General features: G+C 69.6%; 21 protein-coding genes and 1 pseudogene. 12 read left to right on the top strand and 10 right to left on the bottom strand.

Annotated elements, in window-relative coordinates; all coding sequences use genetic code 11:
• Window positions 1-243: 243 nt before the first annotated feature.
• The 3 genes from QHF85_RS46560 to QHF85_RS46550 all read right to left on the bottom strand — a co-directional run bounded on the left by QHF85_RS46560 (window position 244) and on the right by QHF85_RS46550 (window position 3047).
• Entirely contained in the window at window positions 244-810 is a 567-nt protein-coding gene (locus tag QHF85_RS46560) for a sigma-70 family RNA polymerase sigma factor (RefSeq protein WP_281333981.1), read from the bottom strand.
• 138 nt (window positions 811-948) lie between these two features.
• The gene (locus QHF85_RS46555; RefSeq protein ID WP_281333980.1) at window positions 949-2400 is read right to left on the bottom strand and encodes a hypothetical protein; all 1452 of its coding nucleotides are present in this window, start codon (window positions 2398-2400) and stop codon (window positions 949-951) included.
• Between the two features lie 41 nt (window positions 2401-2441).
• Window positions 2442-3047, bottom strand: a complete 606-nt coding sequence (locus tag QHF85_RS46550) for a Uma2 family endonuclease (protein WP_281333979.1) — start codon at window positions 3045-3047, stop codon at window positions 2442-2444.
• A gap of 86 nt (window positions 3048-3133) precedes the next feature.
• Between QHF85_RS46550 and QHF85_RS46545 the strand changes: the two genes are divergently transcribed.
• Window positions 3134-5065 carry a hypothetical protein gene (locus tag QHF85_RS46545; protein ID WP_281333978.1) on the top strand — a complete coding sequence of 644 codons (1932 nt, stop codon included), beginning with the start codon at window positions 3134-3136 and terminating at the stop codon, window positions 5063-5065.
• A gap of 26 nt (window positions 5066-5091) precedes the next feature.
• Here QHF85_RS46545 and QHF85_RS46540 read toward each other — a convergent pair whose 3' ends face one another.
• Complete coding sequence (locus QHF85_RS46540) at window positions 5092-5538, bottom strand: hypothetical protein (RefSeq protein ID WP_281333977.1); 447 nt, start codon at window positions 5536-5538, stop codon at window positions 5092-5094.
• 122 nt (window positions 5539-5660) lie between these two features.
• Between QHF85_RS46540 and QHF85_RS46535 the strand changes: the two genes are divergently transcribed.
• The 3 genes from QHF85_RS46535 (at window position 5661) to QHF85_RS46525 (ending at window position 8148) form a co-directional block, all read left to right on the top strand.
• A complete protein-coding gene (locus QHF85_RS46535) occupies window positions 5661-6512 on the top strand; it encodes a penicillin-insensitive murein endopeptidase (protein ID WP_281333976.1) in 852 nt (283 codons plus the stop codon).
• A complete protein-coding gene (locus QHF85_RS46530; RefSeq protein WP_281333975.1) occupies window positions 6509-7423 on the top strand; it encodes a site-specific DNA-methyltransferase in 915 nt (304 codons plus the stop codon). Before QHF85_RS46535 ends, QHF85_RS46530 begins: the two co-directional genes overlap by 4 nt.
• 155 nt (window positions 7424-7578) lie before the next feature.
• Window positions 7579-8148 (top strand): hypothetical protein, encoded by a 570-nt coding sequence (locus QHF85_RS46525; RefSeq protein WP_281333974.1) that lies wholly within the window; start codon window positions 7579-7581, stop codon window positions 8146-8148.
• Here the strand turns inward: QHF85_RS46525 and QHF85_RS46520 are convergent.
• Both QHF85_RS46520 and QHF85_RS46515 read right to left on the bottom strand, forming a co-directional pair.
• Window positions 8145-9314, bottom strand: coding sequence for a hypothetical protein (locus QHF85_RS46520; protein WP_281333982.1), 1170 nt, complete (start codon window positions 9312-9314; stop codon window positions 8145-8147). The two genes, QHF85_RS46525 and QHF85_RS46520, sit on opposite strands and share 4 nt — an antisense overlap.
• Window positions 9315-9606: 292 nt before the next feature.
• Complete coding sequence (locus QHF85_RS46515) at window positions 9607-10584, bottom strand: hypothetical protein (protein ID WP_281333973.1); 978 nt, start codon at window positions 10582-10584, stop codon at window positions 9607-9609.
• Window positions 10585-10754: 170 nt separating this feature from the next.
• On the opposite strand from QHF85_RS46515, the gene QHF85_RS46510 reads away from it, so the two are divergent.
• Entirely contained in the window at window positions 10755-12458 is a 1704-nt protein-coding gene (locus QHF85_RS46510) for a hypothetical protein (protein ID WP_281333972.1), read from the top strand.
• A gap of 7 nt (window positions 12459-12465) precedes the next feature.
• Here the strand turns inward: QHF85_RS46510 and QHF85_RS46505 are convergent, their stop codons facing one another.
• On the bottom strand, window positions 12466-12957 hold the full coding sequence (locus QHF85_RS46505; RefSeq protein ID WP_281333971.1) for an SRPBCC family protein: 492 nt from the start codon (window positions 12955-12957) through the stop codon (window positions 12466-12468).
• A gap of 154 nt (window positions 12958-13111) precedes the next feature.
• Between QHF85_RS46505 and QHF85_RS46500 the strand changes: the two genes are divergently transcribed.
• The 3 genes from QHF85_RS46500 to QHF85_RS46490 all read left to right on the top strand — a co-directional run bounded on the left by QHF85_RS46500 (window position 13112) and on the right by QHF85_RS46490 (window position 15711).
• Window positions 13112-13687, top strand: a complete 576-nt coding sequence (locus tag QHF85_RS46500) for an RNA polymerase sigma factor (RefSeq protein WP_281333970.1) — start codon at window positions 13112-13114, stop codon at window positions 13685-13687.
• A 73-nt stretch (window positions 13688-13760) separates the two neighbouring features.
• Window positions 13761-14348, top strand: a complete 588-nt coding sequence (locus QHF85_RS46495) for a hypothetical protein (protein ID WP_281333969.1) — start codon at window positions 13761-13763, stop codon at window positions 14346-14348.
• 1 nt (window position 14349) lies between these two features.
• On the top strand, window positions 14350-15711 hold the full coding sequence (locus tag QHF85_RS46490) for a polymer-forming cytoskeletal protein (protein ID WP_281333968.1): 1362 nt from the start codon (window positions 14350-14352) through the stop codon (window positions 15709-15711).
• A gap of 70 nt (window positions 15712-15781) precedes the next feature.
• Here the strand turns inward: QHF85_RS46490 and QHF85_RS46485 are convergent, their stop codons facing one another.
• Window positions 15782-19168 carry an AgmX/PglI C-terminal domain-containing protein gene (locus QHF85_RS46485; protein ID WP_281333967.1) on the bottom strand — a complete coding sequence of 1129 codons (3387 nt, stop codon included), beginning with the start codon at window positions 19166-19168 and terminating at the stop codon, window positions 15782-15784.
• Window positions 19169-19304: 136 nt separating this feature from the next.
• On the opposite strand from QHF85_RS46485, the gene QHF85_RS46480 reads away from it, so the two are divergent.
• Genes QHF85_RS46480 through QHF85_RS46470 form a run of 3 tightly spaced genes read left to right on the top strand, consistent with a single transcriptional unit; the run spans window position 19305 to window position 22978 of the window.
• Entirely contained in the window at window positions 19305-20609 is a 1305-nt protein-coding gene (locus QHF85_RS46480; RefSeq protein ID WP_281333966.1) for a serine/threonine-protein kinase, read from the top strand.
• Window positions 20606-22078, top strand: a complete 1473-nt coding sequence (locus QHF85_RS46475; RefSeq protein ID WP_281333965.1) for a sigma 54-interacting transcriptional regulator — start codon at window positions 20606-20608, stop codon at window positions 22076-22078. The genes QHF85_RS46480 and QHF85_RS46475 overlap by 4 nt, the downstream gene beginning before the upstream one ends.
• Window positions 22079-22114: 36 nt before the next feature.
• A complete protein-coding gene (locus tag QHF85_RS46470; protein ID WP_281333964.1) occupies window positions 22115-22978 on the top strand; it encodes an NAD(P)H-binding protein in 864 nt (287 codons plus the stop codon).
• On the opposite strand, the gene QHF85_RS46465 is transcribed toward QHF85_RS46470, so the two are convergent.
• Together QHF85_RS46465 and QHF85_RS46460 are read right to left on the bottom strand one after the other, a co-directional pair.
• Window positions 22899-23693: a citrate synthase gene (locus QHF85_RS46465; protein WP_281333963.1), complete on the bottom strand. Its 795-nt coding sequence runs from the start codon at window positions 23691-23693 to the stop codon at window positions 22899-22901. The two genes, QHF85_RS46470 and QHF85_RS46465, sit on opposite strands and share 80 nt — an antisense overlap.
• 148 nt (window positions 23694-23841) lie before the next feature.
• A complete protein-coding gene (locus QHF85_RS46460; protein ID WP_281333962.1) occupies window positions 23842-24435 on the bottom strand; it encodes a sigma-70 family RNA polymerase sigma factor in 594 nt (197 codons plus the stop codon).
• Between the two features lie 310 nt (window positions 24436-24745).
• On the opposite strand from QHF85_RS46460, the pseudogene QHF85_RS46455 reads away from it, so the two are divergent.
• Window positions 24746-25019 (top strand): annotated as a pseudogene (locus tag QHF85_RS46455) (hypothetical protein); the annotation flags it as partial.

Raw genomic sequence — 25019 nt, 5'->3', positions numbered from 1 at the left:
CCGCGAGGGAGAGGGGCTCGGCTAGAGCATCGAATAGTTCGATGCTCTGCGAGATCGCGAAGCGAGCTCGCCTCGGGGGGTGAATCGGCCGGGCTCCGCCTGGCCGAGAGGGGGACGCGAGGCGTCCCCCTCGGGACAGGGGGGTGAATCGGCCGGGCTCCGCCTGGCCGAGAGGGGGACGCGAGGCGTCCCCCTCGGGACAAAAGAGCTAGAACATCGAGCGGTTGTAAACCGATCGATGTTCTAGCGGGCCCTCGGCAGCCGCCAGCGTTTTCCGCGGAGCCACCGCCAAACCCCGAGGAGGACGCCCGCGAACCACACCGGGACGAACCGGCGCTTGCGCCTCCGGCCCGGCCGCTGCGCCTCGACGAGGGCGAGCTTCTCGACGAACCGCGCCCGGGCCTGCTGCACCCGCACGTGCGCGCCGCTCTTCTTGAGCCCCAGCCACTTCGCGATCTCGTGCAGGGTCTCGCCCTCCACGTCGTGCCGGAGCAGGATCTCCCGCTCCTCGGCCGGCATGAGCCGCGCGGCGGCCTGCACGAGCGCGATCGTCGCGTGATACCGCTCCGGGTCCACCGGTTCGGCGATCGCCTCGGCGACCGCCCCCGGATCGAGGACCTCGTAGGCGTGTCGGTAGAGCTTCCGGAAGTTCGATACCTGCTTCCGGGCTACTTCCATGAGCCAGCGTCTAGCCGCTTCGTCGTTCCGCGGGATCACCGCGGCCCGTCGGTTTGCGACCGAGTAGACGATCTGGACGAGCTCGTCGAGGTCATCCCCGTGCAGCCCCAGGCTGGAGAGGCGGTCACGCACATCCCCCAGGAACAGCTCGTACAGGATCTCGACGCGAGGTTTGAGTTGGCGGCGCGAGGGCGGGCGTTGGATAGAGTCTCCCACGCTGGCCCTAATGTGTTGAAAAGGCCGATCGTCCAAAAAATCTTTGTGGACCCGTCAGGGCGGGGGGGTTCCGGCCTCCAAACCCGCGTCCGCGACCCCGGGTTCGTCCGGGGCGCACTGCATCACGGAGAGCTTCATCGCCTTGCCGGCCGGCCGCGCCACGAGCAGCGCCGCCCGCGTCGCGGCCAGGACCTCCCCGTTGCCGAGCACCGGCTCCGGCCGGAGCTCGCCCACGAGCTCGCCCCGCGGCGTCATCGTGCCGATCCGCGTCGCCCCTGACAGCGACGAGACCGACAGCCAGCCCGGCATGAGGTCCGGCACGCCGGCCGAGGTCGGCTCCTCGGTGAGCAGCCTCGCCTCCCCCACCCCGGACAAACGCACCCACACGCTCATGACGCGTCCGCCGCTCGACCCGCTCGGCGTGTCGTCGTCCCGGTACGTCACGACCATCCCCCCGTCCTCGCTCGGCTCGACGTCGAAGGCGAGCGCGTGCCCGTCCTTCGGGGTCACGGCGCGCGGCAGCGCGACCGCCGCGCCGTGCTCGTCGAGCGGCACCACCTCGATCCACCGCGGCGCGATCGCCTCCCCCACGAGCCCCGTATCCTCGTCCTTGGGCTTGCGCGCCGCGCCCACGACCACGTACGCGAGCCAGTGGCCGCCCGGCCGGGGCGCGAGCCGCGGCGTCTCCGCGTCCTGCTTCGGCGGCGACACGGGTCGCGGCTCGCCCTTCGCCTTCATCGTCTCCGGGTCGAACGGGGCGAGCATCACCATCGTCTGCTTGCCGTCCTTGGTCACGTCGTCCCAGACCACGACGGCGCCCGCGCCCGACGCGGCGAGGTCCACGGCGAGCGACTCGTCCCGCCCCTCGCCGAGCTCCGGCCCCCACGTCACCTGCTCGCCGCTGACCCGCGCGAGGCGGATCGAGCGACCGCCCGCGTTCGGCTCGAGCATCGCCGCGAGCACCGAGCCCTTGTACCCGCTCACGGTCGGCGCATCGAAGTCCCCGCGGCTGCGCCCGAGCCGCACGAGCTTGCCGCCGCGCCCGTCGAGGCCGAGCGTCGCGATCATGGCCACGGACCCGCCCTCCCCGTCGCGCAGCGCGCCCACGGCGAACCCGCCCTCGAACGTCGTCCCGCGCCCGAGCTCCACGGCGAACGGCGCGAGCTCGTCGAACTCCTCTTCCTCGTCGCCTTCCCCGGCATCCGGGGCCTTGGGCGGCTTCGTGGCCTGCGGCTCCCCGACGACGTACGGCTCGGCCGAGACGGCCGTGCACCGCGGCGGCGTGGGTTTGGCCTCGACGACGGCCGCGTCCGTCTCCCCGGCATCCGCGCCCGGCGGCCCCGCGTTGGGCTCGCCGCCGCGGCCCCAGTACCGCACGCCGACGATGACGATCGCGATGACGAACGCCGCGAGCGCCGCGCCCGCGAGCCCGCTGCCGGAATCGCGGGGCTCGGTCGGGTCTTTCGGGGAGGATTTCGGCGAGATTTTCGGGGAGATCGGGGGCATGGGGTGGCTGCGGGAGGAAAAACGTTTGTCGGGACGAGCGACTAGCCTTCGGTGGGCTCGTCCTCGTCGGCGTCGCCGAAAAGCTCGTCGATGTCGAGCTCGACGGCCTCGAAGGGTTCGGCGCGGACGCGCTCGCCGCGCTCGGCGATGAGCGCCACGAGATACCCCGGCTCGGTCCATCGAAAGACGGTCAGTGTCTCGTCGATCGGGTCGAGGAGCCAGTAATGCGGAAGCGCGTACCGATGGTACTTACGGTACTTCCTGACTCTATCGTTCGAGCGGTTGTTCGGGGACAAGACTTCGCAAACCCAGTCCGGGCGGATGCGGACGGGCCACTCCTTGGGCGGCTCGGGAACACGATCACGACGCCAACCGACGAGATCGGGCCGGTAGATCTCGTTGGGAGCCAGCTCAATCTCGACGTCGACGACAATCCACCAACCGCCGGGCCCACGACGGCCGGAGGGGCGATCATAGGGATCGCTGATCCGAGCACCGAGTCGCGCCTGCCCGCGTCCGTGCGTGAAGCTCGGCTGCGCCTTCTGCACGAGCTCCCCATCGATGATCTCGTGCCGGCGCTCCTCCTCGGGAATCGCGAGCAGGTCCTCGATCGTCGCCGGCTTGCTCTTCCGCGCAGGAGACGCCATGCGGGCCATCTTGCGCCGCGCGCATCGCCCATGCAACGGGGCACGATTTCTTCCCGGTTCCGCACCTCGCCCCCTAAAATCCGCGCATGCGTCCTTCGCTTGCCGCGCGCGCCGTGTGCGCGTTCGCCCTCGTCCTCGTGTCGGTCCTGACGTTCGCCTCGTGCGGCTCGCGGACCGGGGACTTCGACGCCTACGCCACGGGCGGCAGCGCGACCTGCGGCGCGCTCGGCGAGAGCTGCGGCCTGCCCGGCGACTGCTGCGACGGCTTCCTCTGCATCGACGAGGTCTGCAGACCCGAGCAGATCTGCAAGCCCGTCGGCAGCGCCTGCGAGACCACCGTCGACTGCTGCGACCTCGACTGCCTGAACGGCTTCTGCGGCGGCGTGGAGTGCACGCCGAACGGCCTCGCCTGCACCGAGAACGGCGACTGCTGCGACCTCGAGTGCTGGCAGGGCTTCTGCGGCGGCATCGAGTGCAAGCCCGACGGCTTCGCCTGCGACGGCCCCGAGGATTGCTGCGGCTTCCAGTGTACGAGCGGCTTCTGCGGCCCCCCCATCTGCAAGCCCCAGGGCGCCACCTGCTTCTCCAACGTCGACTGCTGCGGCGGCGCCTGCAACCAGAACGTCTGCGGCTCCGCCTGCCAGCAGGACGGGTTCGTCTGTACGAACCCCTCGCAGTGCTGCTCCGGCCTCTGCACCGAGGGCGTCTGCGGCCCCGGCTTCTGCAACCCGAACGGCGCGCCTTGCCAGGTCGCCGCCGAGTGCTGCTCCGGCGCCTGCCCCGGCGGCGTCTGCAACTTCCTGCAGTGCGGCCCGGACGGCACCGCCTGCGCCTCCCCCGGTGCTTGCTGCTCCAACATTTGCGAGGGCGGCATCTGCGGCGGCGGCACCTGCAAGATCGACGGCGCCGCGTGCACCGCGTCGGGCCAGTGCTGCGCGGGCTTCTGCGATCCGAACACGCACCGCTGCGGCACCGGCCAGTGCCTGCCCGACAGCACCTTCTGCCAGAACGACTTCGAGTGCTGCTCGGGCTTCTGCGACCCGCAGAGCCAGCGCTGCGGCTTCGGCCAGTGCCAGACCGACGGCCAGTTCTGCCTGAGCGACCTCGAGTGCTGCTCGCAGTTCTGCAACCCGAACACCAACCTCTGCGGCTTCGGCCAGTGCCAGCCCGAGGGCTTCTTCTGCCAGAACGACTTCGAGTGCTGCTCGAGCTTCTGCGACCTCTCGACCTTCTCCTGCAGCTTCGGCGGCTGCACGCCCGACGGCATCTTCTGCGTCAACGACTTCGAGTGCTGCGCGGGCATCTGCGATCCGCTGTCGAGCACCTGCGGCCTCGGCGCGTGCATGCCGAACGGCTTCGGTTGCAACGTCCCGAGCGACTGCTGCTCCGGCCTCTGCGACGGCGGCGTGTGCTTCACCGGCGAATGCCAGCCCGACGGCTTCTTCTGCGACAACGGCTTCGACTGCTGCTCGAGCTTCTGCGATCCGAACTTCTTCACCTGCGGCTTCAGCCAGTGCCAGCCCGACGGCTTCTCCTGCTTCGGGCCCGCCGAGTGCTGCTCCGGCGTCTGCACGAACGGCGTCTGCGGCGCCGCGCAGTGCAAGCTCGACGGCTTCCCCTGCAACGGGGCGGACGAGTGCTGCACGAACGTCTGCCAGAACGGCGTCTGCGGCGCGGGCTCGTGTTTGCCCACGGGATCGAACTGCGTGAGCGATCCGCAGTGCTGCGTCGGCCTCGTGTGCAACGGCGGCCACTGCGGCGTGCCGCCCGTCGACGCGGGCACGTGCAGCCTCGATCCGGGCGGCACGCCTTGCTCGCAGTGCATCGTGGGGAGCTGCTGCGCGCAGACCGAGAACTGCCTCACGAACCCGCAGTGCGCGTCGAGCATGAGCTGCTACCAGCGCTGCACCGTCGGCGGCGGCACGCCCGCGAGCTGCCAGCAGCAGTGCTGCACCGGCAACCTCTGCACGCAGTGGTCGAACTGCGTCGCGCAGAGCTGCGCCGGTCCCTGCTTCTGATCACGCCTCCCGCGCGCCGCCGCTCGCTAGCGCTTCGGTGACGAGCGCGGCGGCGGCGCGGGGAGCTCCTCGCCGCGTACGTGCGCGATCGCCGCGGCCTCGTCGTCGAACACGGGGACCTGGGGCCTGCCTTGGCCTGCCTCCTCGCGTGTCCTGCGCGTGGCCTGCAGCTTCCCGATCGCGGTCTTCACGAGGATCGCGCTCCGGGGGAAGCCCGCGAGGACCTCGTACATGAGCGGGCGAACGATATCCATCGCCGCGTCGTCGGCCAGCATCGGGGCTTGCCGCGTGTCGAGCAGCACCCCGAGGCTCTTGCGTTCGCGGAGCGGGAGGATGAGGCGAAACTCGCTCGCCGTCCGTTCGAGGATCGCGCTCACGCCGACCACGGCCATCGGCGCCGTGGTCCGCCGCACGCGGATGAACCCCGGTTCCCGCGTGACGATCGCGAACTCACTGCGGAACAGCTCTTCCATGCAACCTCGATCGTGGCCTCGCGCATGCGACCCCGCAAGGCCGCGTGGCCCCTTCCCGCGAACGTCGTCCGATGCTTCCATGCGCGCGGCGCTTCGGCGCGGCCTTCCGTCTTCCTCTCGTCATGCGTCCTCGCGCTTCCCTCCTCGTGGTTTGTGCCGCGCTCGCGCTCCTGCTCGTCGCGTGCATGGGCACGCCGACGCCGCTCGCGCCGGGTTTGTCCGGGTCCGTGGGTTTGCCCCACGCGGGCGTGCTCACGGGCGCGAGGGCGCTGCCCGAGCGTGGCCCCGGGTATCGGCTGCTGCGCAACTCGAGCGCTCGGTACGGCACGCCGCGCCTCGTCGGGACGGTCAAGCACGCCGCGCGCGAGGTCGCGGCCCTGCGCCCGGGCGCGCCGCTGCTCGTCGGGGATCTCTCGAACCGCCAGGGCGGCTTCCGCAACGGGCATCGCTCGCATCGCACGGGTCGCGACGTCGACTTGCTCCTCTACTGCACGACGCCCGACGGCCGCTCCATCCCGAGCCCCGGGTTCGTCCGGTTCGGCGCGGACGGCCTCGCCGAGACCGAGGACAAACGCCTCCCGTTCGTCCGCTTCGACACCGAGCGCAACTGGCAGCTCGTGAAGGCGCTCGTCAGCTCGCCCGAGGCGGACGTCGAGTGGCTCTTCCTCGCGCGCTGGCTCGAAGCGCTCCTCATCGAGCATGCGCGGGCGCGGGGCGAGGATCCGGACCTCGTCTGGCGCGCGGAGAACGTCTTGCTCCAGCCGAAGGACAGCGCGCCGCACGACGATCACATCCACCTCCGCGTCGCGTGCACGCCGTCCGAGGCGGTGGCGGGCTGCGAGGGCCACGGGCCTGCGTGGCCGTGGCTGCCCGCGCCGCTCGCGCTCGAACCGTGGAGCGACGCGGAGGCGCTCGCGGCGCTGCTCGACGGTCTTCTCCCGGGCAAGCCTGAAGCAGAGGCCGGGACGCGATGAACCTCCTCGCGCACGGCGACGCGGCGGACGTCTGCGCCGCGCTCGCGCCGGACGTCTCGTTCGACCTCGTCTACCTCGACCCTCCGTATGGCGTGGGCACGTCGATGACGGCGCGCACGGCGCTCGGACAAACCCGGGGCAAGAAGCAGGCGTCGGGCGGCCCGGTGGCGTACGAGGATCGTTACGATCCGGAGAGCCTCGTGGCGATGCTCCTGCCGCGGCTCGAGGTGATCCGCGGGCGGATGAGCCATGGCGCCACGATCTACGTGCACCTCGATCATCGCACCGTGCACGAGGTGAAGGTCGCGTGTGATCGCCTCTTTGGCCGGGGCGCGTTCCTGGGCGAGGTCATCTGGACGCCTGGCAATGGCAGCCGCGGCGCGCGTGGGTTCACGGTCACGCACCAGACGCTCTTGCTGTACGTGCGGGATGCGCGGGAGCGGAAGGAGGTCGTCTACAACGCGAGCGACCCGATCTTGCGTGAGCCGTACGCGGCGACGAGCCTGACGATGCACTTCCGGCACCAGGACGAGGCGGGACGCCTTTACCGCGAGCGTGTGGTGAACGGCCGGACGTACCGGTACTACGCGGACGAGGGCCGGAGGCTCGGCAGTGTTTGGACGGACGTACCTGCGATGGTGGCGAACACGCCGCTGCGCGTCGAAGGCACGGGGTACCCGACGCAGAAGCCGGAGCGACTGCTGGAGCGCATCGTGCGGGCGTCGAGCCGGGAGGGCGCGACGGTGGCGGACCTGATGTGTGGAAGCGGGACCACACTCGTAGCGGCAGCCAAGCTGGGTCGCCGGTTCGTTGGCGGTGATGCAAGCAACATCGCGGTGGATCTTTCTGCGAGACGCCTCACTTCAGAAAAGGTTCCGTTTGTCCGCGTGGGCGATGTATCGTTCGCCTGAAAAAAGTTGTGGACGATCGGCTCTCTCAACACACGCAGGTTCGACTCACTGAGCATCCTCACACTACTGGAGGACGTTGGGTTGACCACACGCGTGATGGAGGAGGGGGACGGGGGGCTGACGGTCCGGCAGCTTTGAACTGAGGAGAAAAAGCCATGGATTTCGGAAAGAGCTTGCTCCGAGCGCTTCCTTGCGTCGCGGCGCTTGCCGGGCTGACGGGGTGCGGGGTGTCCCCGGGGGATACGTGGATCTACCGGGTTTCGTTCGGGGAGACGGATTCGAATAGTGGGTGCTGGTATCCGGATACGGATCCGCCGCCGAACGAGGAGAATGACAGCTCGACCCTGCGCGGCACGGGCACGTGGATCATCTACGCCAGCATCGAGGACAAGATCTACCTCGACACGGGCTCCATTACGCTCGAAGGCGCGGAGTCGGACGAAGGGTTCACGTTCTCGGGCAAGGTGGTCGACGTGCAGTACGACGTCCCGGACGGGACCGGCTCGAAGCGCACCACGACCGTCACGACGAACGTCAACGTTATCACCGACGGGAATGCGATCTCGGGTGAGGCGGTGAAGAAGACGTCGTATTCCTGCTCGGGCTCGACCTGCGGCGACAAGGTCCCGAGCTGCACGGAAACCAGCCCCTTCGTCGGCACCTACGTCGAGGACGTGGAGCTCAAGTACGAGGTCGGTGGCGGTAGCGGCGCGCCCAATCCCTAGGGCCAGGCGACCGTTGTCGGCGTAGAACTACTTACGGTCGTTCCATTCCCCAATTGACCGTAGGTGTTATCGCCCCAGCACTGGATTGATCCATCGGTCAACAGTGCGCAAGAAGACGAGCTGGCGAGCGTCAATGCCGTCACTCCCGATAGCCCAATCTGTACCGGCTTCGGCTGGTTAGCCTGATTGCCATTACCCAGCTTACCTGCGCTATTGTTGCCCCACATCCACACGGAGGAGGCGACGATGGCTCCAGTGTTGCCAAACCCAAGTGCAATGGTCTGTGCCCCCGCGAGGTCGACCAATTGCGGCGTCAGCTTTTGCTCGAAAGAGTTGATGCCAAGAGAGCCAAACACATTGGCGCCCCAACAATAAATGTCCGAGGCATCACGTGCACAGGTATGGTCCTGACCGCACTGAACTTGTTCTACGGATACGATGTTCGACACTGCGGTGGGCACCGACTGATCCATTGTCGAATTGATACCCAACTGGCCTCGCGTGTTGTCCCCCCAGCACTGGAGCGAGCCGCCATTCTTCATCGCGCAGGTGTGTGAGCCCCCGGCAGTAACATAAGCGACATTGGTGGAGACCTGCACGGGCAGGGACTTGTAACCCGTGTCTCCCGTTCCAATTTGGCCGTCGGAATTTCCGCCCCAACAGTACAGTTTCCCACCAGTGTCTACTGCACACGTGTGGGAGTTGCCGACGGAGATCTGCTTGATGTTCGCCAGACCCGAGACCTTCGCTGGTACACCGTTACCGTCACCCCAGCATGCAACACTGCCACCTGTAAGGATAGCGCAACTTCGCGCATTGTATGTGCCGCCGGAGTTTCCTCCGCCATCCACCTGCGTCGCCGTTCCCGGCGCAGGCAACGACACTTTGACCGGAGTTTTGCTCAGAATGGGTGCATCGACTCCCACCTCTCCTTTTTCATTCCTACCCCAGCAATAAACCTGCCCATCTTTCAAGATGGCGCAGTTATGGTAGAACCCCCCCGCCACACTGACCGGATCATTACAACTCCCCGCCTTACAAAACGCCGCACACGCATTCCCACACGTCCCGCAATGCGCCTTCGTCGCCCCCAGGTCCGTCTCGCACCCTGGCGCCGCCGTGCAATCCCCCCACCCCGTCTCGCACGTGTACACGCACTTCCCCATCTCGCAGGCGGCCGTCTGGTTCGCTTCCCCTTGACAGTCACCCGCATCCATGCACTCCGGCGGCGCCCCGCCGACCCCTCCACTCCCTCCAACACCCCCGCTCCCACCGACGCCCCCACTCCCGCCGGCGCCCCCGTCTCCACCGATCCCTCCCGACCCGCCTCCGCCTTCTCCCGCATCCGGCTCCCAGATCGTCGCCGGCTCCCAGCCGATGATCTGCTTGCACCCGTACCCGCTCACCACCACCAGGCCCACGAGACCCGGCATCCACATCGTCCCTCGCGTTCGCATCTCAAAACTCCATCCCGGCGCTCACGCCGAAGCTCCCTCGCCCCACCACCGGCACGACCCACGCGCGCTCCGCCAGCGCCGCAGGCTCGTTCCCGCCCACCACGAACAGCACGATCCCCGTCGCGAGCACCCCCCCGCCGATCCCCAGCAGCACCGTCGACACATCCGCGCTGAAACCCGCCGCGTTCCGCAACGAGTACCCCTCCGGCGAGCACCGCGTCGGATCCCCCGCGTCGCACTTCTCCTTCGACGCCGCGTTCTTCTGCAGCGCCGCCGCCCCGAACCCCGCCCCCACCCCGATCCCCACGACCCCCGCGATCCCCGTCGCGAACCCCACCCCGCGCAGCGTCGACCACCGCGTCTCCCGCGCCTCCACCGCGTCCTTCTTCTCCGCCGGCGCGACCGCCCCGAGCTCCGGGATCACCACCTCCACCGTCGCCGGCCCCGCTGGCACCACCTTCTCCTCGTGAAACCCGCTCCTCCCCGGCGCCCGCGCCTCCACCACGTGGCTCCCCGGATCCACCGGAAGCGCCGTCCCGAACACCGCCGCCCCCAGCACCTTGCCGTCGAGCAACACCTCGAGCCCGGCCGCGCCGGGCCGCGCCGTGATCCGGATCCGCGACAGCTTCTTCTCGAGCGCCTGCCGTCGCTCCTCCGCCACCGCCTCCCGCGACTTGTCCCCCCGCTCCCGCGCGAGCCGCGCCGCGTCCCCGAAGTGACCGTACGCGCTCGCCGTCTTTCCTTGCCGCTCGTGACAATCCCCCAGGTTGAGCCGCGTCCCCACCGATGGATCGTATCGATCGCTCTCCGCGAACTTCAGGCACGCCTCCGGCAGCCGGTTCTGGTCGAGCATCGCCCTGCCCTCGTCGAAGAGCTTGTCCGCGACCGCCTTGTCCGCGGCGGAGGGTTGTCCGGACACATGCGCGGCCCCGAGGAGGATGGCCGTGAAAAACGAAAGCCCCGTCGACTTCCTGAACATTGATTCTCCGCTCGCGACCGAGAGCGCCGGGCCCGACCGACGTCGCCCGACCAACGCCCAGGCTACCCCGCCCCGACCGGCAAGGGAAGGAGCCGCACTTTTCGGCCTGGATCCAGACAGGATCGACCGATCTTTGCCTCCCTTGAAACACGCACGGTACCCTTCGAACCATGAAGCTCGAAGGCCGTGCCCTTCCGCTCGTCCTCCTCCTGATCTCCTCGTGCGCACCCGCGCAGGAGCCCGCGCCGCATACCGATCGCCTCGTCCCGGAGCTCCAGCGAATCCCCCGCCCGACGCCCGAGGCGCAAGCACGGGAGAGGCAGACCTTCGCTTCCGAGGCGCCCGCCGCGCGCAACCCGCGCGAAGACGACGCGAAAAACCCCTGGATCGCCGAGGACGAGCCCGAGGACGCGGACGACCCCGCTTTCCTCTTCGCCTCCGCCAAGACCGAGCCCTCGCCCGCGCCCACACCCGCGCAGGCGGAGCGGCCGCGCATCGGGGCGATTGCGGATCAGGCTTACATCTACAAACGCCCCGTGCCCGAGGGATTGCCGCTCGGATACGTGCGCATGGGCACGAGCGTCACGCTCCTTTCGAACGAGCCCGTCGAGGGGAAAAATTGCCCCCGCGGGTATTACAAGGTCGCCCCCCGCGGCTACATCTGCCTCGATCCTCGCAAGACCACGCTCGATCTGAACGATCCGTATTACCGCGCCCTCGCCGAGCTCGCGCCGCGCGAGGACGCCGTCATGCCGTATCGATATGCCTTCTCGAACGGCGCGCCCATGTACAGCCGCATCCCGACGAAGGCCGAGCAGGAGAAAGCCGAGAGGAGCTTCGGCGCGCCGGGCACGTTCGTGCAGCTCGCCGAGTGGTCGCGCGGGCACGAGGAGCTCATCAGCCGCGACGAGCGCGACCGCATCCGCGCGACCGACCCGGTCTTCTCGATCTTCGCGAATGGCCAGCGCTCCGTCTCCGGCAATGGCGCCTACGACCCCGCGAAGCTCGTCTGGCGCGTCATCCCGAACGGCTCGATGCTCGCGTACGCGCGGGCCTTCGAGGCCGAGGGCCGCACCTGGCTCGTCACGCCCGACCTCATGCTCGTCCCGGCCGACCGCATGCGCCCCTTCCGCCGCACCGCCTTCCACGGCGTGCACCTCGGCAAGGACGTGCGCCTCCCGCTCGCCTGGAACCGCAAGCAGGAGCCCATCCCCCGTTATACCCGCGGCGAAGACGGGAAAATGGTTGCTTCTGGACAAACCATTCCGCCGAAGAGCTACGTCCAGGTCACGGAGCGCGTCACCGTCGGCAAGAAGGCGTACCTCGCGCTCCGAAACGAGCCCGGCGCGTTCATCCTCGCCGACAGCGTCACGGTCTCGCGGCCCGCGAAAAAACTCCCGCGCTCGGTCAAACCGGGCGAAAAGTGGATCGAGGTCAAGATCAACCCCGGCACGCTCACGGCCTACGAGGGCGACAAACCCGTCTACGCGACGATGTTCTCCCCCGGCAAGGGCGGCGCCCCGATCCCCGGCTACGACCCTTATGTCCATTCGATGACGAAGACCGGCATCTTCCCGATCGAGTGGAAGGACCGCGTCGCCGTCATGTCACCGGACAAGGAATGGCCGCCGAAGATGCTCTGGATCTCGGAGGTCCCGAACATCCAGTACCTCCGCGCCCCGCTCGCGATGCACGTCGCGTACTGGCACGAGGATTTCGGCAACCCGAAGAGCGCCGAGTGCGTGAACGTCTCCCCCGAGGACGGGCATTTCCTCTTTCAATGGACCGAGCCCGCCCTGCCCGAGGGCTGGGGCGGCGTCCGGCCCGGCGACGGCAATGGGAAAGCCACGCCGGTCGTGATCACCGCCCTCTGACCCACGCCTACGGGTTCTGCTCGGCGAACCGCTGGAGCTTCTCGGCCGAGCGCCGGAACATCTGCGAAAACACCGCCCGCGCCACCCCGTGCACGGGCTTCATGACGAGCGCCGGCGTGTAGAACACGTGCCAGACGAGCCGCGTCCGCCGGCCCCCGTCGAGCGGCTCGAACCGCAGGTCCTCCAGCATTTGCTTCACGATCGGCAGCGTGATCTCGTCGATCGAGAACGCGAGCCGCTGCCCGCGATCCCAGGCGAGGAAACGCTCCTTCACGGTCAGCGTCTTCAGCTCGATCTCGCGCGTCGTCCCCACCGCGTGCGGCTCCGGGCTCGTCCACCGGCAGGCGACGAAGTCCTGAAACCACACCTCTTGCCGCTCGCCGGTGGCGAACAGATCGAAGACGCGCTCGGGGCTCGCGTCGATCGTCACGACGTTCGCGATGCGCTGCGGGGCGCTGTCGACGTACGAGAGATCCGAAGGGGTCGTGCGGAACCACATGGGGCGTATTCCGCCTCGGTTTTCTCCACGACGCAAGCCCCGCCGATCGGCCGCGGACGTGGCGGGATCCGGGCGCCGGCGAGAAAAAAATCGGGGGCTCGAAATTTCTCCCCCCGCTCCGCCGAACAGGGCGGCGAGGATGCAGCACGCACCCATGATGCCCAACGTCCCCGGCCCGAAGGCGCCGCCCCCACCGGCGGCCGTCTCACCGGAGGAGACTGCTTCGCTACGACAGATCGTCGTGGCCGTGGTGGCATGTGTCCTCGGCGAACGCCGGAACCACCCGGACGTCGAGGATTGTACGCACGAGGCGCTCTCCCGCGCCCTCGAGGGCCGGAGCCGCCTGCGTGACGGAGAGCCACTCCGTCCGTGGGTGGTCGGCATCGCGCGGCACGTGGCGCTCGACGCGCTGCGGAGCCGCAAGCGCACGCGGCGGGTCGAGGCGCGGATGGAGATTACCTCCGACGACGCCACGACGACGGCGTGGCTCGACTGGGTGCCGGACCCTTCGCCGGGTCCGGAGGAGCGCACGGCGAGCGCCGAGCGAGCGACGCGCCTCGAGCGAGCGCTCGGCTCGCTCCCCGAGGAGCAGCGGCGCGCGCTCGTGATGTTCCACGTCGAGGGGCTTGGATACCAGGATATTTGCAAGCGCCTCGGGGTCCCGCTCGGGACCGTTGCGACGTGGCTCGCGCGCGGCCGGCGGCTGCTCGCGGAGACGGTCGGTGAATGATGGGGTTTGGGGCGCAGCTCCGCTTGCGGAGCAGAGCCCCAAGCGTTGACGGGGTGACACGAGAGGAATGACGGTGGCGACGATGGACGATCTCGACAAACTCCCGCCGGATCTGGCCTGGCAACACGACGGACACGTGACGGATGTCGTGCTCTCGAGTGTCGCCGACGGAGAAGCGGGGATCGTCCCGACGGATGCCCTGTCTCACCTCGACGGTTGTGATCATTGCGCACAGCGCCTCGGCGCGGAGGCGCTGCTCTCGACGCACGCGGGCGAATTGCTCGCGGAGCTCGCGGAGCCGTCGTTCGCGCCGGTGCATGCGCCCGTGAAGGAGCACGCGACCGCGGTGGCGAAGGCCCCTGCGTCCGTGCGCGGACTCGCGACGCTGCCGAAGCGCGCGGTGCTCGGCGCGCTCCTTTTGGCGATGCTCGGCGCGCTGCCGGCGATTCTGGATGAAATTGCCCGTGTCCCGACCTTGCTCGGGGCGATCGGGCGGGCCGTGCTCATGCTGATGCGAAGCGCGGTCCTCGTCTCGAGGAGTGAATGGTTCCCGACGCTCGCGTTCGCGGCGTCCGGGGTGCTCATGATTTCGGGCCTCGTCGTATCGCGCATGTCGCGTCCGGGGTCCACGAACGATTTGGCGCAAGAAGGAGGCGTGTGAAATGGCTGGTCGAAGGCTCTCTGGGCTCGCGTTCTTGCTCTCTGCATTGACGATGGCGGCGCCGTCGCTCGCGGCGGTCGAGAAGCAAGGCGAATGGCCGGCGGACGAGAAGAAAATCAGCCTCGACGTCGAGCGCGTGCCGCAGGAAGACGCGATCAAGCGCCTCGCGGAGGCCGCGGGCTGGAGCGTCGTGATTCACGCGCCGTCCACGGAGCCCGCCTCGCTGCACGTCAAGGACCAGCCTGCCGACAAGGTCCTGTCGCTCCTGCTCGAAGGTGGTGAATACGTCGCCCGCCGCGACGGCACGTTGATCTCGATTTCCCGCGCCCCTGCCGCGAAGAGCGCGGAGGCCGCGCCCGCGGTGCCGCCCGTGCCGCCCGTGCCGCCCTTGCCCGCGGTGCCGCCCGTGCCGCCCGCACCGCCTGCCCCGCCAAACGTTTCGGGGGACGCGCCTGCGGCCGCGCCGAGCAGCGGCGCGGCGGCGCACGGGAAGGGCGAGGGCAAGGATCGCGACGTGGTGGGGCAAAGCCTCGTGATCGAGAAGGACGAGGTCGTCAAGGACGTCCATTTGATCGGCGGCACGCTCACGGTGAAGGGCATCGTCACGGGCGACGTGGAGGTCGCGGGTGGGACGGTGACGCTCGAGCCGGGCGCGCACGTGATGGGCGACGTGCAGGTGATGGGCGGCTCGGTGCACGTGAAGAAGGGCGCACGCCTCGACGGCGATTCGCAGATCGTGGGCGGGAAGCTCGAGCGCGAAGAGGGGGCGGTCGTCGGGGGCGACGTCTCGACGCGCATCAAGGCGGAGGAAAAGGACGACGAACCGTCGAACGCGCAGCACTTCATGCGTGAGGTCAGCGAATCGATGACGGGCGGGGCGCTGCTCTTCGCGCTCGGCGCAGTCTTGATTGCGCTCTTCACGAAGCGCGCGGAGTCGCTCAAGGTGGAGATCGCGGCCCGGCCGATGCGCTCGTTCGCGCTCGGTATCGTGGGCTCGCTCGGCGCGGTGGCGCTCCTCGTGGCGCTTTGCATCACGGTGGTCGGCATTCCGGTCGCGGTGGTGGGGCTTCTGGCGGGGGTCTTCGGGGTCTTCGCGGCGATGTGCGCGGTGCTCGAGGTCGTGGGCCGCGCGCTCATCGGGCACAAGACGAAGAACGAATATGCCCACCTCGCGCTCGGTTGTGCGCTCTTCGTGCTGACGGGCCTCTTGCCGGTGATCGGCGGGATCGTGCAGGCGGTCGTGGTGCTCGTGGCGATCGGCAGCCTCGTGGCGACGCGGGCCGCGGGCCTGGTCCCCGCGAAGAAGGGCGCCAAGCCGCCGACGGACGATTCGCATCCGTACCGGAGCGCCGAGGTCATCTGATTCGATTGCCTTCCTGACGAAAAAGGCCGCGCTCCCCGGGAGACGCGGCCTTTTCCTTTTCAGCGAACCGTCACGGATCGACCGAAATCACCGCCGCCGTCCGCGCGCCCTCCCCGCCTCGCACCTCGAACTTCTTGGTCGTGTCGTCGAGACGCACCACGAGCTCGCCCTTCGCCGCCGGGAGGCCGCCGGTCACGAGGACACGATACGTCCCGCCCGACGCGGACGCCGCAATCCACGATGCGCCCGAGCGGCCCGTCCCCGGCACGATCGGCGTGGTGACGCGGCCTGCCGGGTCGATCACGACGACCCGGGGACAACCCTCGACGCCCGCCGCGCAGGTGAGCTTGACCGAGATTGGTTCGCCGCCGGGCTCCCCTGCCGCATAGCCGGGCGTCTCGCCCTTTTCGAGGGCATCCCGCAAGGAGATGAGGGGCTTGGTCAGGTGTTTCTCGGCCGCAAGGGTCGCGAGCACGGCCTCTCGCTCCCCGAGCACGCGCGCGCGGCAGCGGAGCGCCTCGTACACGCCGTCGAGGTCGAGCGGGCGCAGCTCGGCATAGGAGCGGAAATGCGCGCAGGCGCGGCGCTCGTCGCCGGACGCTTCGAAGGCCCGGGCCGCGCGCTTGTGGGCCGACGCGTTGGACGGGTCGAGCTCGACCTGGGTATCGAGCGCGACGAGCGCGGCGTCGTCCTCGGCGAGCGCGGCCGCAGCCTCTGCATGGAGCTCGTGCGCGCGGGCGCGGTCGGGGTCGAGCTCGACGTATTTCGAGGCCTCGCGGAGCGCCTCCTCGAATCGACCGCGCGCGAGCAGGCCGGTGACCCACGCCTCGCGTGACCGGCGGCTCTCCGGCGCCTCCAGGGAGGCCTTTTCGAGCTTTTCGAGCGAGTCCGCCCCGGCGCTGCGCCAGGCCTCGTCCGCCTTGCCGATCCAGGACGAAACGCCCCAATCACGCAAGCCGCGAAAGGCGTGCCAAGAGGGCGCGCTGCCGCCGCCGGGCGAGAAGATGACCGGATAATTCACGGTCACGACGCCGCCCTCCGGCTGCGGGAACGCGAGGCCCCGGAAGGCGCGGAGCACGCAGGCGACGACGTCCGCATTCGGGAGATCGCTGCCGCCATTGGCCACGGACGCGACCGCGCCGTCGCGGCCGATGACGAACCGCGCGACCACGCGGCCCGTGAGGTCCGGGTTCGACCGAAGGCCATTCTCGTAGCAAAGGCGGAAGCGCCCGAAATTCTGCCGCACGATGCGCTGGATGACCTCGGGCGGCATCCGGCCGCTCACCGACGTCGAGCCCATGCGGACGGTGGGCGCGTGGGTCGCGTGGCTCCCCATTCCGCTCCCGTGACCGATGGACCCGAGCCTTCCATGGCCCGAGCCAAACCCCTGCCCGCTCCCGCTCCCGCCCTCGCCGACCCCGGACAAACCGAGGCCGCCCGTGCCGAACGAATCGCCGATCGGATCGGGCGAGGCCCCGCCGAGGCGCCCGCGGCTGGTCTCGACCTCGGAGGAGAGACCCGATTTGCCCTGCGTGCGGGGAATGCCGAATGCGGCGAACATGCGGTCGTTCTCCAGGACGAGCAGCGAGGTCAGGCGGCTCTGCACGTGATATTGTTTGGAGAGCGCGACCGTCTCCTTGGCCGCGTCGTCATCCCCGCCCCGGCCGAGCTCGCGGATGCGCGCCGTGGCCCAGCGCCGCGCGACGACCTTTCGATCGGCGCCCGGCGCCGCGGTGAACGATAACGTTCGCGCGTCGAGGACGTGCATGCCATCGAATTCACCCGCGAGCTCCACGGACGCGCTCTCGGCCGAGGGCGCTCCGGCCATGCGGCCCACGAGGACGATCTCCTCTCCGGCGCGCAAGGCCGGGAGCTTGCGCGGAAAAACGTCGACGAACCCCGCCGGCAACGTCATGCGTGCATTCGTGAGGAGCGGGACGTCGAGGCCCTTCGCGAGCACGAGCGCGCGCTGCGCGAGCGAGCCGCTGCCCGCCGCGATCCGCTCGTACGTGGCCGAGAGCTCCTCGGCGAGCCCGCCGAGGACGAGCTCGTCAATGGACGGACCCGCGCCGAAGAGGCGGAGCTCGGCCTGTTTGTCCGAGAGGACCGGGCGAACCCGCGCGGCGATCGAATCCACCTCGAGCTCGCCCGCGGAGGGCGCGCCGTCCCCGAGATACACGACCTGCCCGCGGCCCTGCGTCTCGACGCGCGAAATCGCGGACACGAGGGCCGAGGCGAGGTCCGAGGCGCCTTGTGGCGCGCGCTCGTGCAAGAATCGCTCGGCCTCGGCGAGCGAAGTCTCGCTCTTCGCGGAAAGGCCACGCTCGGGGTAGGAGACGCATGCGGAGTCGCAAAGGAGGACGGCGAACCGCTCGCCTCCTTGCAATCGGCGCAGCATCGTCTCGGCGACCGTGACCTCGGCGGAGAGGCCCTCGCGCGTGACGCCGTGGCTCGCGTCGAGGACGATCACCTTTTCGTTCCGCGGCGCGAGGGCGCTCGCCTCGGGCGCCGCCGGGATCGGGACGCGGACCGCGAAAAACCCACGGCCGTCGCCGCCGCCCTCGACCGCGACGGGCAGGATCTCCGCCTGCAGGCGCGGGAATTCGAGGATGAAATCTGCATTGGGGACAAATGAATCCGCCTGAAAATCGGCTTCGAGGCGGCCCGCCTCGGTGCGGAGCGAGGCCGGATGCCCGAGGACCTTCGCCTCGGTCGCCACGCCGCCCGCGTCCTCGACCGTGACGTGCACGCGGAACGAATCCATCCGGACCGCGCGATCCTCGCCGAGCGAGAGCGGATACGTGTACCGCGCGACGCCCTTCGTCACGGGAAGGACCTCGTCATACGCGAGGATCACCTTGCGGCTGCCGCGCGCCGGCATCGGGAAGATCTTCAGCGAAAACGAGCTGTTCTGCGTCCATTCGAGCAGCGCCGGGTCGCGCGGGCGCACCGTGTCGTCGACGATGCCCTGGAAAATGCGCGCCGCGCGCTCGCGCTCGACCATCTCGCCCTCGACGAGCTCGTCGCCCACCCAAAGCGCGAGCCGCGACAAACTCGCGTCGGGTGGGAGCGGGAAGACGTAGCGGCCTTCGAGGACCGTGGGCGTGTCGTTCGCGAGCTCCTCTTCGATCTCGGTACGAGCGAATCCGTCGCGAATGGTCACGCGCACCGAATGCGCCCGCAGGCGCACGCCGGGGACGACGGTGCTCGTGCCCGGAAGGCGTCCCGTGATCGTGCCGAAGCCGCGGGGCGCGGCGAGGGCCGCGGGCTTCGTCTCGTCTTGAATGAAGTCGTCCTCGCGGATGGCGGAGGCCGTTTCGAGAATGGCGGGGGCGCCGCGGGTGGCGGCGGGCGGGGCCTTGTCGGCGTCGACCTCGTCGGGCGCGGCGAGGCATCCAGAGAGGCTCGCGAGGAGCACGAGGGTGTGGGCCGCGACGAGAGGACGAAAACGACGCATGACGACCTTCCTCGGGCCGGATCACGCCTGCGGAGCGGCCCCGTGTGTGCCGGGTGTGGACGCCGCGCGAGGCGGAAGGTTCCCGGCTCCCGCGCGAAGGTGTCCGCCGGGGGCCGTTCTCGGCTACCCTCCGCCCGTGCCCGCGCCGTTCGTGCCCGAGCTCTTCGGCGACTTTCTCCTCGTGCAGCTCCTCGCGCGGCGGGCGATGTCGGACGTGCTCGTCGCCGTCCGGCTCGGCGACCGGAGCGGCCAGACGTTCGTGCTGAAGCGGCCCGTGCTGGGCGAACGCGCCTCGGGCCGCGCCGCGCAGGCCATCCAGCGCGAGGGCGAGGTGCTCGCGGAGGTGCGCGCCTCGGCGCTCCCCGCCCTCGCGGCGCGCGGCGAGCTCGCGGGCCTGCCGTACGTGGCCATCGAGCACGTGCGCGGCGCGCCGCTCGACGAGCTCGTCGGGGGCCCGGAGCCGATGCCGGAAGGCGCGGTGCGCGCGGCGGCGCTCGACGTGGCGCGGGCGCTCGCGGCGCTGCACGAAAAAGGCTGGGTGCACGGCGATCTCGCCGCCTCGAACGTGATGATCGACGAGACGGGCGAGGCGAAGCTCGTCGACCTCGGCCTCGCGAGGCGCGCGGGCGAGGCGCGCCCCGAGGTCGCGGGAACGCCGGGCTATCTGGCCCCGGAGGCAGCGCTGCCCGGCGAGGCGAGCGCCGCGAGCGACGTGTACGGATGGGCCGTGGTGGTGGCCGAGTGCGCGCTCGGGCGGCACATCTTCCCCGAGGACGACCTCGCGTCGGCGGGCGCGCGCGGGGAGCCGCCGCGGGAGCTCTCCGCGTGGGAGGCGCGCGTGCCGGGTCTCTCGGCGGCGCTCGCGCGGGACCCCGCACGGAGGCCGACGATCGCGTCGATCGCGCAGGGCCTCGCGGCGCTCCCGCTCGATCGGGAGGCGCTCACCGCGCGCGTCGAGGCGCATCGCGCGCGCCCCGCCGAGGAGCGAGCGGCCCTCGTCCGGCTGCCGGCGCCCGAGGCGCGAGGTTTGTCCGAAAAGACCCCGCCGCCCGCGCAGCCCGCGCCTTCGCCCCGCCCCGCGCCGCCGCCGCGACGCTCGCCCGGCGTGTACCTTTCCGTGGCGCTCGGCGCCGTGCTGCTCTTCGCGCTGGGGCAATTCTCGGCGCGCCTCCCGCCGCGCAACCCGCGCGGCTCCGTCTCGCTCGCCGGGGTCGTGCCGCGGCGCGCCTACGTCGAGGTCGACGGGGAGAAAGTGGCCTTGCCCGCAGATGGAAGGCTGGAGCTCAGGAGCGGTGATCACACGGTCGCCGTCGTGCTACCGAAGGGCGCGCGGCGCGAGTACACGCTCCGCGTGCGCCCGAATGAGCACGTGGTGCTCGTCGCCCCGAAGAAGGGCGCGACCAACAACGAAGACGAGGAAGCGGAGGAGCGCGAGCCATGAGCGACGGCGAGAGCAGGACGAGGTTGCTCGGCAGCGCCCCGAGCGGTTCGAGCGGCCGGCGGCCCGTGACCGAGGTGATCGACGCGACGAGCGGCCCCTCGGTGCGTCGCATCCGCAAGCTGCGCGTGGTCGTCGTCGACGCGCCCGACGCGCGCGACCAGGGCGCCGCGCACGTCTTCGCGCAGGACGAGGTGCGCGTGGGAAGTAGCCCCGATGTCGACGTGACCTTGCGCGACCCGGCCGTCTCGCGCGAGCACCTCGCCGTGCGCCTCGGGCCGCACGGCTTCTCGCTCACGGACTTCGGCTCGACGAACGGCACGTTCGTGGGCGACCTGCGCATCGAGCGCGTGGCCATCACCGACGACACGCTCGTGCGCCTCGGCAACAGCGTGCTGCGCCTCGAACCGCTCGCGGAGACGGTGGAGCAGGAGATCAGCCCCCGCGCGCGCTTCGGCCGCATGCTCGGCGCGAGCCCCGCGATGCGCGAGATGTTCGCGCTGCTCGAGCGCGTGGCCGCGAGTGACCTCACGGTGCTGCTCGAAGGCGAGACGGGCACGGGCAAGGAGCTCGCGGCCGAGGGCTTGCACGAGGCGAGCGGGCGCGCCGGCGCGTTCGTCGCGGTGAACTGCGGGGCCATTCCGCGGGAGCTCCTGGAGAGCGAGCTCTTCGGGCACGAGAAGGGCGCGTTCACGGGCGCGGTACGCGAGCGGCCGGGCGCGTTCTTGGCGGCGGATCGGGGGACGATCTTCCTCGACGAGGTCGGCGAGCTGCCGCTCGACATGCAGGCGAAGCTGCTCCGCGCGCTCGAACGGCGCGAGGTGAAGGCCGTGGGCTCGGATCGCTCGCGCTCGGTCGACGTGCGCATCGTGGCGGCGACGAATCGATCGCTCGCGCGCGAGGTGCAGGCGGGGCGGTTCCGGCAGGATCTCTACTATCGGCTCGCGGTGGTGATCGTGCGGGTGCCGCCGCTGCGGACGCGGATCGAGGACCTCCGGCTGCTCGTGGATCACATCCAGGACGAGCTCGCGCGGCGGCGCGCGGCGTCGGGGCTCCCGCCGTGCGCGCGGCTCGACGAGACGGCGATCGCAATGCTGTCTCGCTACGATTTCCCGGGCAACGTGCGGGAGCTGCGCAACATCGTGGAGCGCTGGGCCGTGCTCGGCGCCTTCGCCGCGCCGGGCGAGCCTGCGGTGAGCCCGCGGGCCGAGGAGCGAAAGGCCGAGGCCCCGCCGAGCCCCGAGGCCCCGAAGGACACGACGCACGCGAGCGGCGTCGAGGCAAACCTCCTGAAGCTGCCGTATCACGAGGCGAAGGACGCCTGGGTGGAGCGCTTCGAGCGGGCCTACGTGGAGGCAATCCTCGCGCAATCGGGCGGCAACGTCTCGCGCGCGGCGCGCGAGGCGGGCGTGGATCGAAGGCATTTGCAGCGATTGATGGCCCGGTTCGGGATCCGGGCGACGAGCGAGTGAGCCGCGCATTCTTCTGAGAGTCGAGAGGGGGTTTCCATGGGTCAACCGCGTATTCTCCTTGCCGGCGCGACCGGCGCCGTCGGCTCCGAGGTCCTGCGGCTGCTCCGCGAGCGCGGCCATTTCGTGCGCACGTTCTCCCGGAGCGCGAAGAACGCCAAAAAGATCCGCCCGCTCGCGAGCGAGGTCGTCCTCGGGGACGCGACGCGGGCCGATTCGCTCGGCGAGGCGCTCGCGGGGATCGACGTCGTCGTGTCGTGCCTCGGCGCGAACGTGGCGCTCGGGATGAGCGAGCGTCGCGCCTTCCGCGACGTGGACCTCGTCGCCCACCAGAATCTCCTCGACGCTTCGCTCCGGGCCTCGGCCAAACGTTTCGTGTATCTGTCGGCGCACCCCGGTCCCGGATACGATCACACGCGGTACATGCGGGCGCACCTCGACACGGAGGACATGCTCCGCGGCTCGGGCCTTTCGTGTTCGTTCGTTCGGCCAACCGGGATTTATTCGGCGCTCGGCGATCTGATCCGCATGGCCCGCATGGGGTTCGGCTCCGTGGCCGGAGACGGGACGGCGAAGGCAAACCCGGTGCACCCCATCTGCGTCGCCGAGGCGATGGTCTCCGTGGTCGAGGAAGGTCCGGAGCTCGTCCCCGTGGGCGGGCCGGAGGTATGGACCCGCGAGGAGATCATGCGGATGGCATTCGAGGTCGTGGGCAAGAAGCCGCGAATCATGCACGTGCCGCCGGGCGTGTTCCGGTTCTGGAGCGCCGCGCTCCGGCTACCGCACCCGCGCCTGTCCGATATGCTGGAATTCGTCGCGGCCGTCACGACCACGGATTCGGTGGCCGAGGCGCGAGGGACGCGCCCGCTCCGGCCCTGGTTCGAGGCGCTCGCGCGTCAATAGCGGTTTTCCGCTTCGAGGACGTGCGCGACGAGCCCGGCCACGCGGCCGACGGCGAGAATGGCGGCCGGCGCGCCCGACGGCAATCCGAGCGCCTGGCGCCGCGGCAGGTGGCAGGCAATGCGGCGACGAGCCGGAGCAGCGCGCGCGCCTCGACGAGGCTCGCTCCAGGGTCCGGGCTGGGTTTCCCGTGCCGTTGCAATGCCCAGAAGAGGAGGCCGAGGCGCACCACGTCGAGGGGCGCCGACGTCAAGGAGAGGAGCGCGAGCGCGTCGCACGTCCGGCGTAAAATCGAAACGACCTCGCGCCGCTCCTCGTCGAACGCGGGCCCGGCCAAATCTCGCGCCTCGTACGAGGGGAGCCTCCCGGTCCAGAGGAGCTCGGCCACGGCCTCGAACGAAATGCCCTCGCCGACGAGCTCGACGACGGCGTGCCCTCGATAACGAGGCCCCTCGGGGGACATCTGTGTGATGAACGTCCGGGACGAGCTCCGCTCCACGTCGGAATCGGGCCCGGACCTGCCGGCGTGCGCTTCGCTCCGCGCTTTCAATCGCTCGACGTCCTCGCGCAGATAATACCTACCGCGCCCCCCGGGGCACGGGACGCTTCGCACGAGGCCTCGGCTCACGTACGTGTAGAGCGTCGAACGCTTGACGGCAAGGAAAGCTACGGCCTCGTTCGCGGTGAGGAATCCAGGACCCGGCGTGGTCGTCATCATAAGCCTCCCGATCGGACAAGCAAAGGAGTATCGGCCCATGTAACACCAAGGCGAGACGCGTTGTGCGCTGGAATCGGGGTAAAATGGGACATGGAATGTCATATCCGGCCCGGGCCGTATCAAGCAGATCCGGCCCGGGCCGTATGCATCAACGGGTGGAAAGACGGCTCTCCACCCGGCGCGTGATTCCGCGGGTCCTCGCCTCGTCGATGTGCGTCGCGAGCTCGTTGCGTAAACGCGTTCGCGCGTCCTGAATACGCTTTCGTACAGTCTCGGGCGAGAGCGACAGCTCGCCGGCGATGTCCTCGTAGGGCTCTTCCTCGACGAGACGGAGCTTCGCGGTCTCGGCGAGCCCGGGCGGCAAGCCTTCGATGGCCCTCCTCAGGAGCACGTCGAGCTCGCGCCCGATCTGCTCGGCCTCGGGGGACTCCGCGTGCGCCGATTCGATCGCCCCTTCGATCGTGAGCCGCTCGATCGCCCTCCTTTTGATCGCGCGCTCCCGGTGGATGTCGACGCAAGCGTTCCGCGCGAGCCGGGTCAGCCAGGCGCGCACATTCGAGATGTCGGCGCGGTGCTGCGCGAGCGCCTCCATGGCGAGCACGGCGACCGTGCCGAGGGCGTCGCGCGCGGCCTCGGGATCCCTTCCCGTCCAGCGAAAGCAGAGCTTCCGGAGCTGCGGCTCGGATTGCGACCACGCCTCTTGAAAAGCGGCACGCGTGAAGCTCTGGTTCTCCCCCACCATGAGCGACCTCCATTCGACGCGACGCGCCGTTCGAGCGCGCGCAGGTAAGTGAAATTTATCCGATGATTCGTTGGAGGATCGATCTCGTCAATATCGATTCGCCAATCGACATTAAATCGTCGACGCAAGCAACCACGTCCGTCCGCGTCGGATGCCGATAGCGGCCCAGGAAAACGTCGAGCGGACGTCTATTCTTTGCTCACGGAAACGACAGCTCGTTCGTCATTGCTAGTGACCGCGGCGATGAACGAAACGGCTCAATGGTGGCCGGACGCCGCGGGTCATTACATATACGAGGAGGAGAATTACCATGAGCAACGTCACGATCCCCGCGTTCAACAACCTCCCCGATTTCCAGCGCGAAGACGTCGCGTCCCTCGTCCTCGTCTCGATCGCCATGGAGGAGATGGGTCTCTCGCACATCCTCAACGCCGAGGGTGAGAAGATCCAGTGGATCCTAGTGTCCCGAGTTAGAAATACGTTCACAAGCAGCCGCTACCCGTTCGAGGATCTCATCCGCCGACTTGGTCCACACGAAGGCCTTGCCGGCGGTGTTGTGGGCCTCGATGTGGGCGACGATGGCC

The organism is Polyangium sp. 6x1, assembly GCF_029946515.1.
Lineage (GTDB): Bacteria > Myxococcota_A > Polyangia > Polyangiales > Polyangiaceae > Polyangium.
The sequence above is the reverse complement of the archived record's forward strand: the minus strand, read 5'-3'. Positions and strand labels throughout refer to the sequence as shown.

Excerpts from the sequence above, each read along its gene's own strand:
- QHF85_RS46555 (WP_281333980.1), bottom strand. The coding sequence starts at position 2,400 with ATGCCCCCGATCTCCCCGAAAATCTCGCCGAAATCCTCCCCGAAAGAC.
- QHF85_RS46550 (WP_281333979.1), bottom strand. The coding sequence starts at position 3,047 with ATGGCGTCTCCTGCGCGGAAGAGCAAGCCGGCGACGATCGAGGACCTG.
- QHF85_RS46545 (WP_281333978.1), top strand. The coding sequence starts at position 3,134 with ATGCGTCCTTCGCTTGCCGCGCGCGCCGTGTGCGCGTTCGCCCTCGTC.
- QHF85_RS46540 (WP_281333977.1), bottom strand. The coding sequence starts at position 5,538 with ATGGAAGAGCTGTTCCGCAGTGAGTTCGCGATCGTCACGCGGGAACCG.
- QHF85_RS46535 (WP_281333976.1), top strand. The coding sequence starts at position 5,661 with ATGCGTCCTCGCGCTTCCCTCCTCGTGGTTTGTGCCGCGCTCGCGCTC.
- QHF85_RS46530 (WP_281333975.1), top strand. The coding sequence starts at position 6,509 with ATGAACCTCCTCGCGCACGGCGACGCGGCGGACGTCTGCGCCGCGCTC.
- QHF85_RS46525 (WP_281333974.1), top strand. The coding sequence starts at position 7,579 with ATGGATTTCGGAAAGAGCTTGCTCCGAGCGCTTCCTTGCGTCGCGGCG.
- QHF85_RS46520 (WP_281333982.1), bottom strand. The coding sequence starts at position 9,314 with ATGGGGAAGTGCGTGTACACGTGCGAGACGGGGTGGGGGGATTGCACG.
- QHF85_RS46515 (WP_281333973.1), bottom strand. The coding sequence starts at position 10,584 with ATGTTCAGGAAGTCGACGGGGCTTTCGTTTTTCACGGCCATCCTCCTC.
- QHF85_RS46510 (WP_281333972.1), top strand. The coding sequence starts at position 10,755 with ATGAAGCTCGAAGGCCGTGCCCTTCCGCTCGTCCTCCTCCTGATCTCC.
- QHF85_RS46505 (WP_281333971.1), bottom strand. The coding sequence starts at position 12,957 with ATGTGGTTCCGCACGACCCCTTCGGATCTCTCGTACGTCGACAGCGCC.
- QHF85_RS46500 (WP_281333970.1), top strand. The coding sequence starts at position 13,112 with ATGATGCCCAACGTCCCCGGCCCGAAGGCGCCGCCCCCACCGGCGGCC.
- QHF85_RS46490 (WP_281333968.1), top strand. The coding sequence starts at position 14,350 with ATGGCTGGTCGAAGGCTCTCTGGGCTCGCGTTCTTGCTCTCTGCATTG.
- QHF85_RS46485 (WP_281333967.1), bottom strand. The coding sequence starts at position 19,168 with ATGCGTCGTTTTCGTCCTCTCGTCGCGGCCCACACCCTCGTGCTCCTC.
- QHF85_RS46475 (WP_281333965.1), top strand. The coding sequence starts at position 20,606 with ATGAGCGACGGCGAGAGCAGGACGAGGTTGCTCGGCAGCGCCCCGAGC.
- QHF85_RS46470 (WP_281333964.1), top strand. The coding sequence starts at position 22,115 with ATGGGTCAACCGCGTATTCTCCTTGCCGGCGCGACCGGCGCCGTCGGC.
- QHF85_RS46465 (WP_281333963.1), bottom strand. The coding sequence starts at position 23,693 with ATGATGACGACCACGCCGGGTCCTGGATTCCTCACCGCGAACGAGGCC.
- QHF85_RS46460 (WP_281333962.1), bottom strand. The coding sequence starts at position 24,435 with ATGGTGGGGGAGAACCAGAGCTTCACGCGTGCCGCTTTTCAAGAGGCG.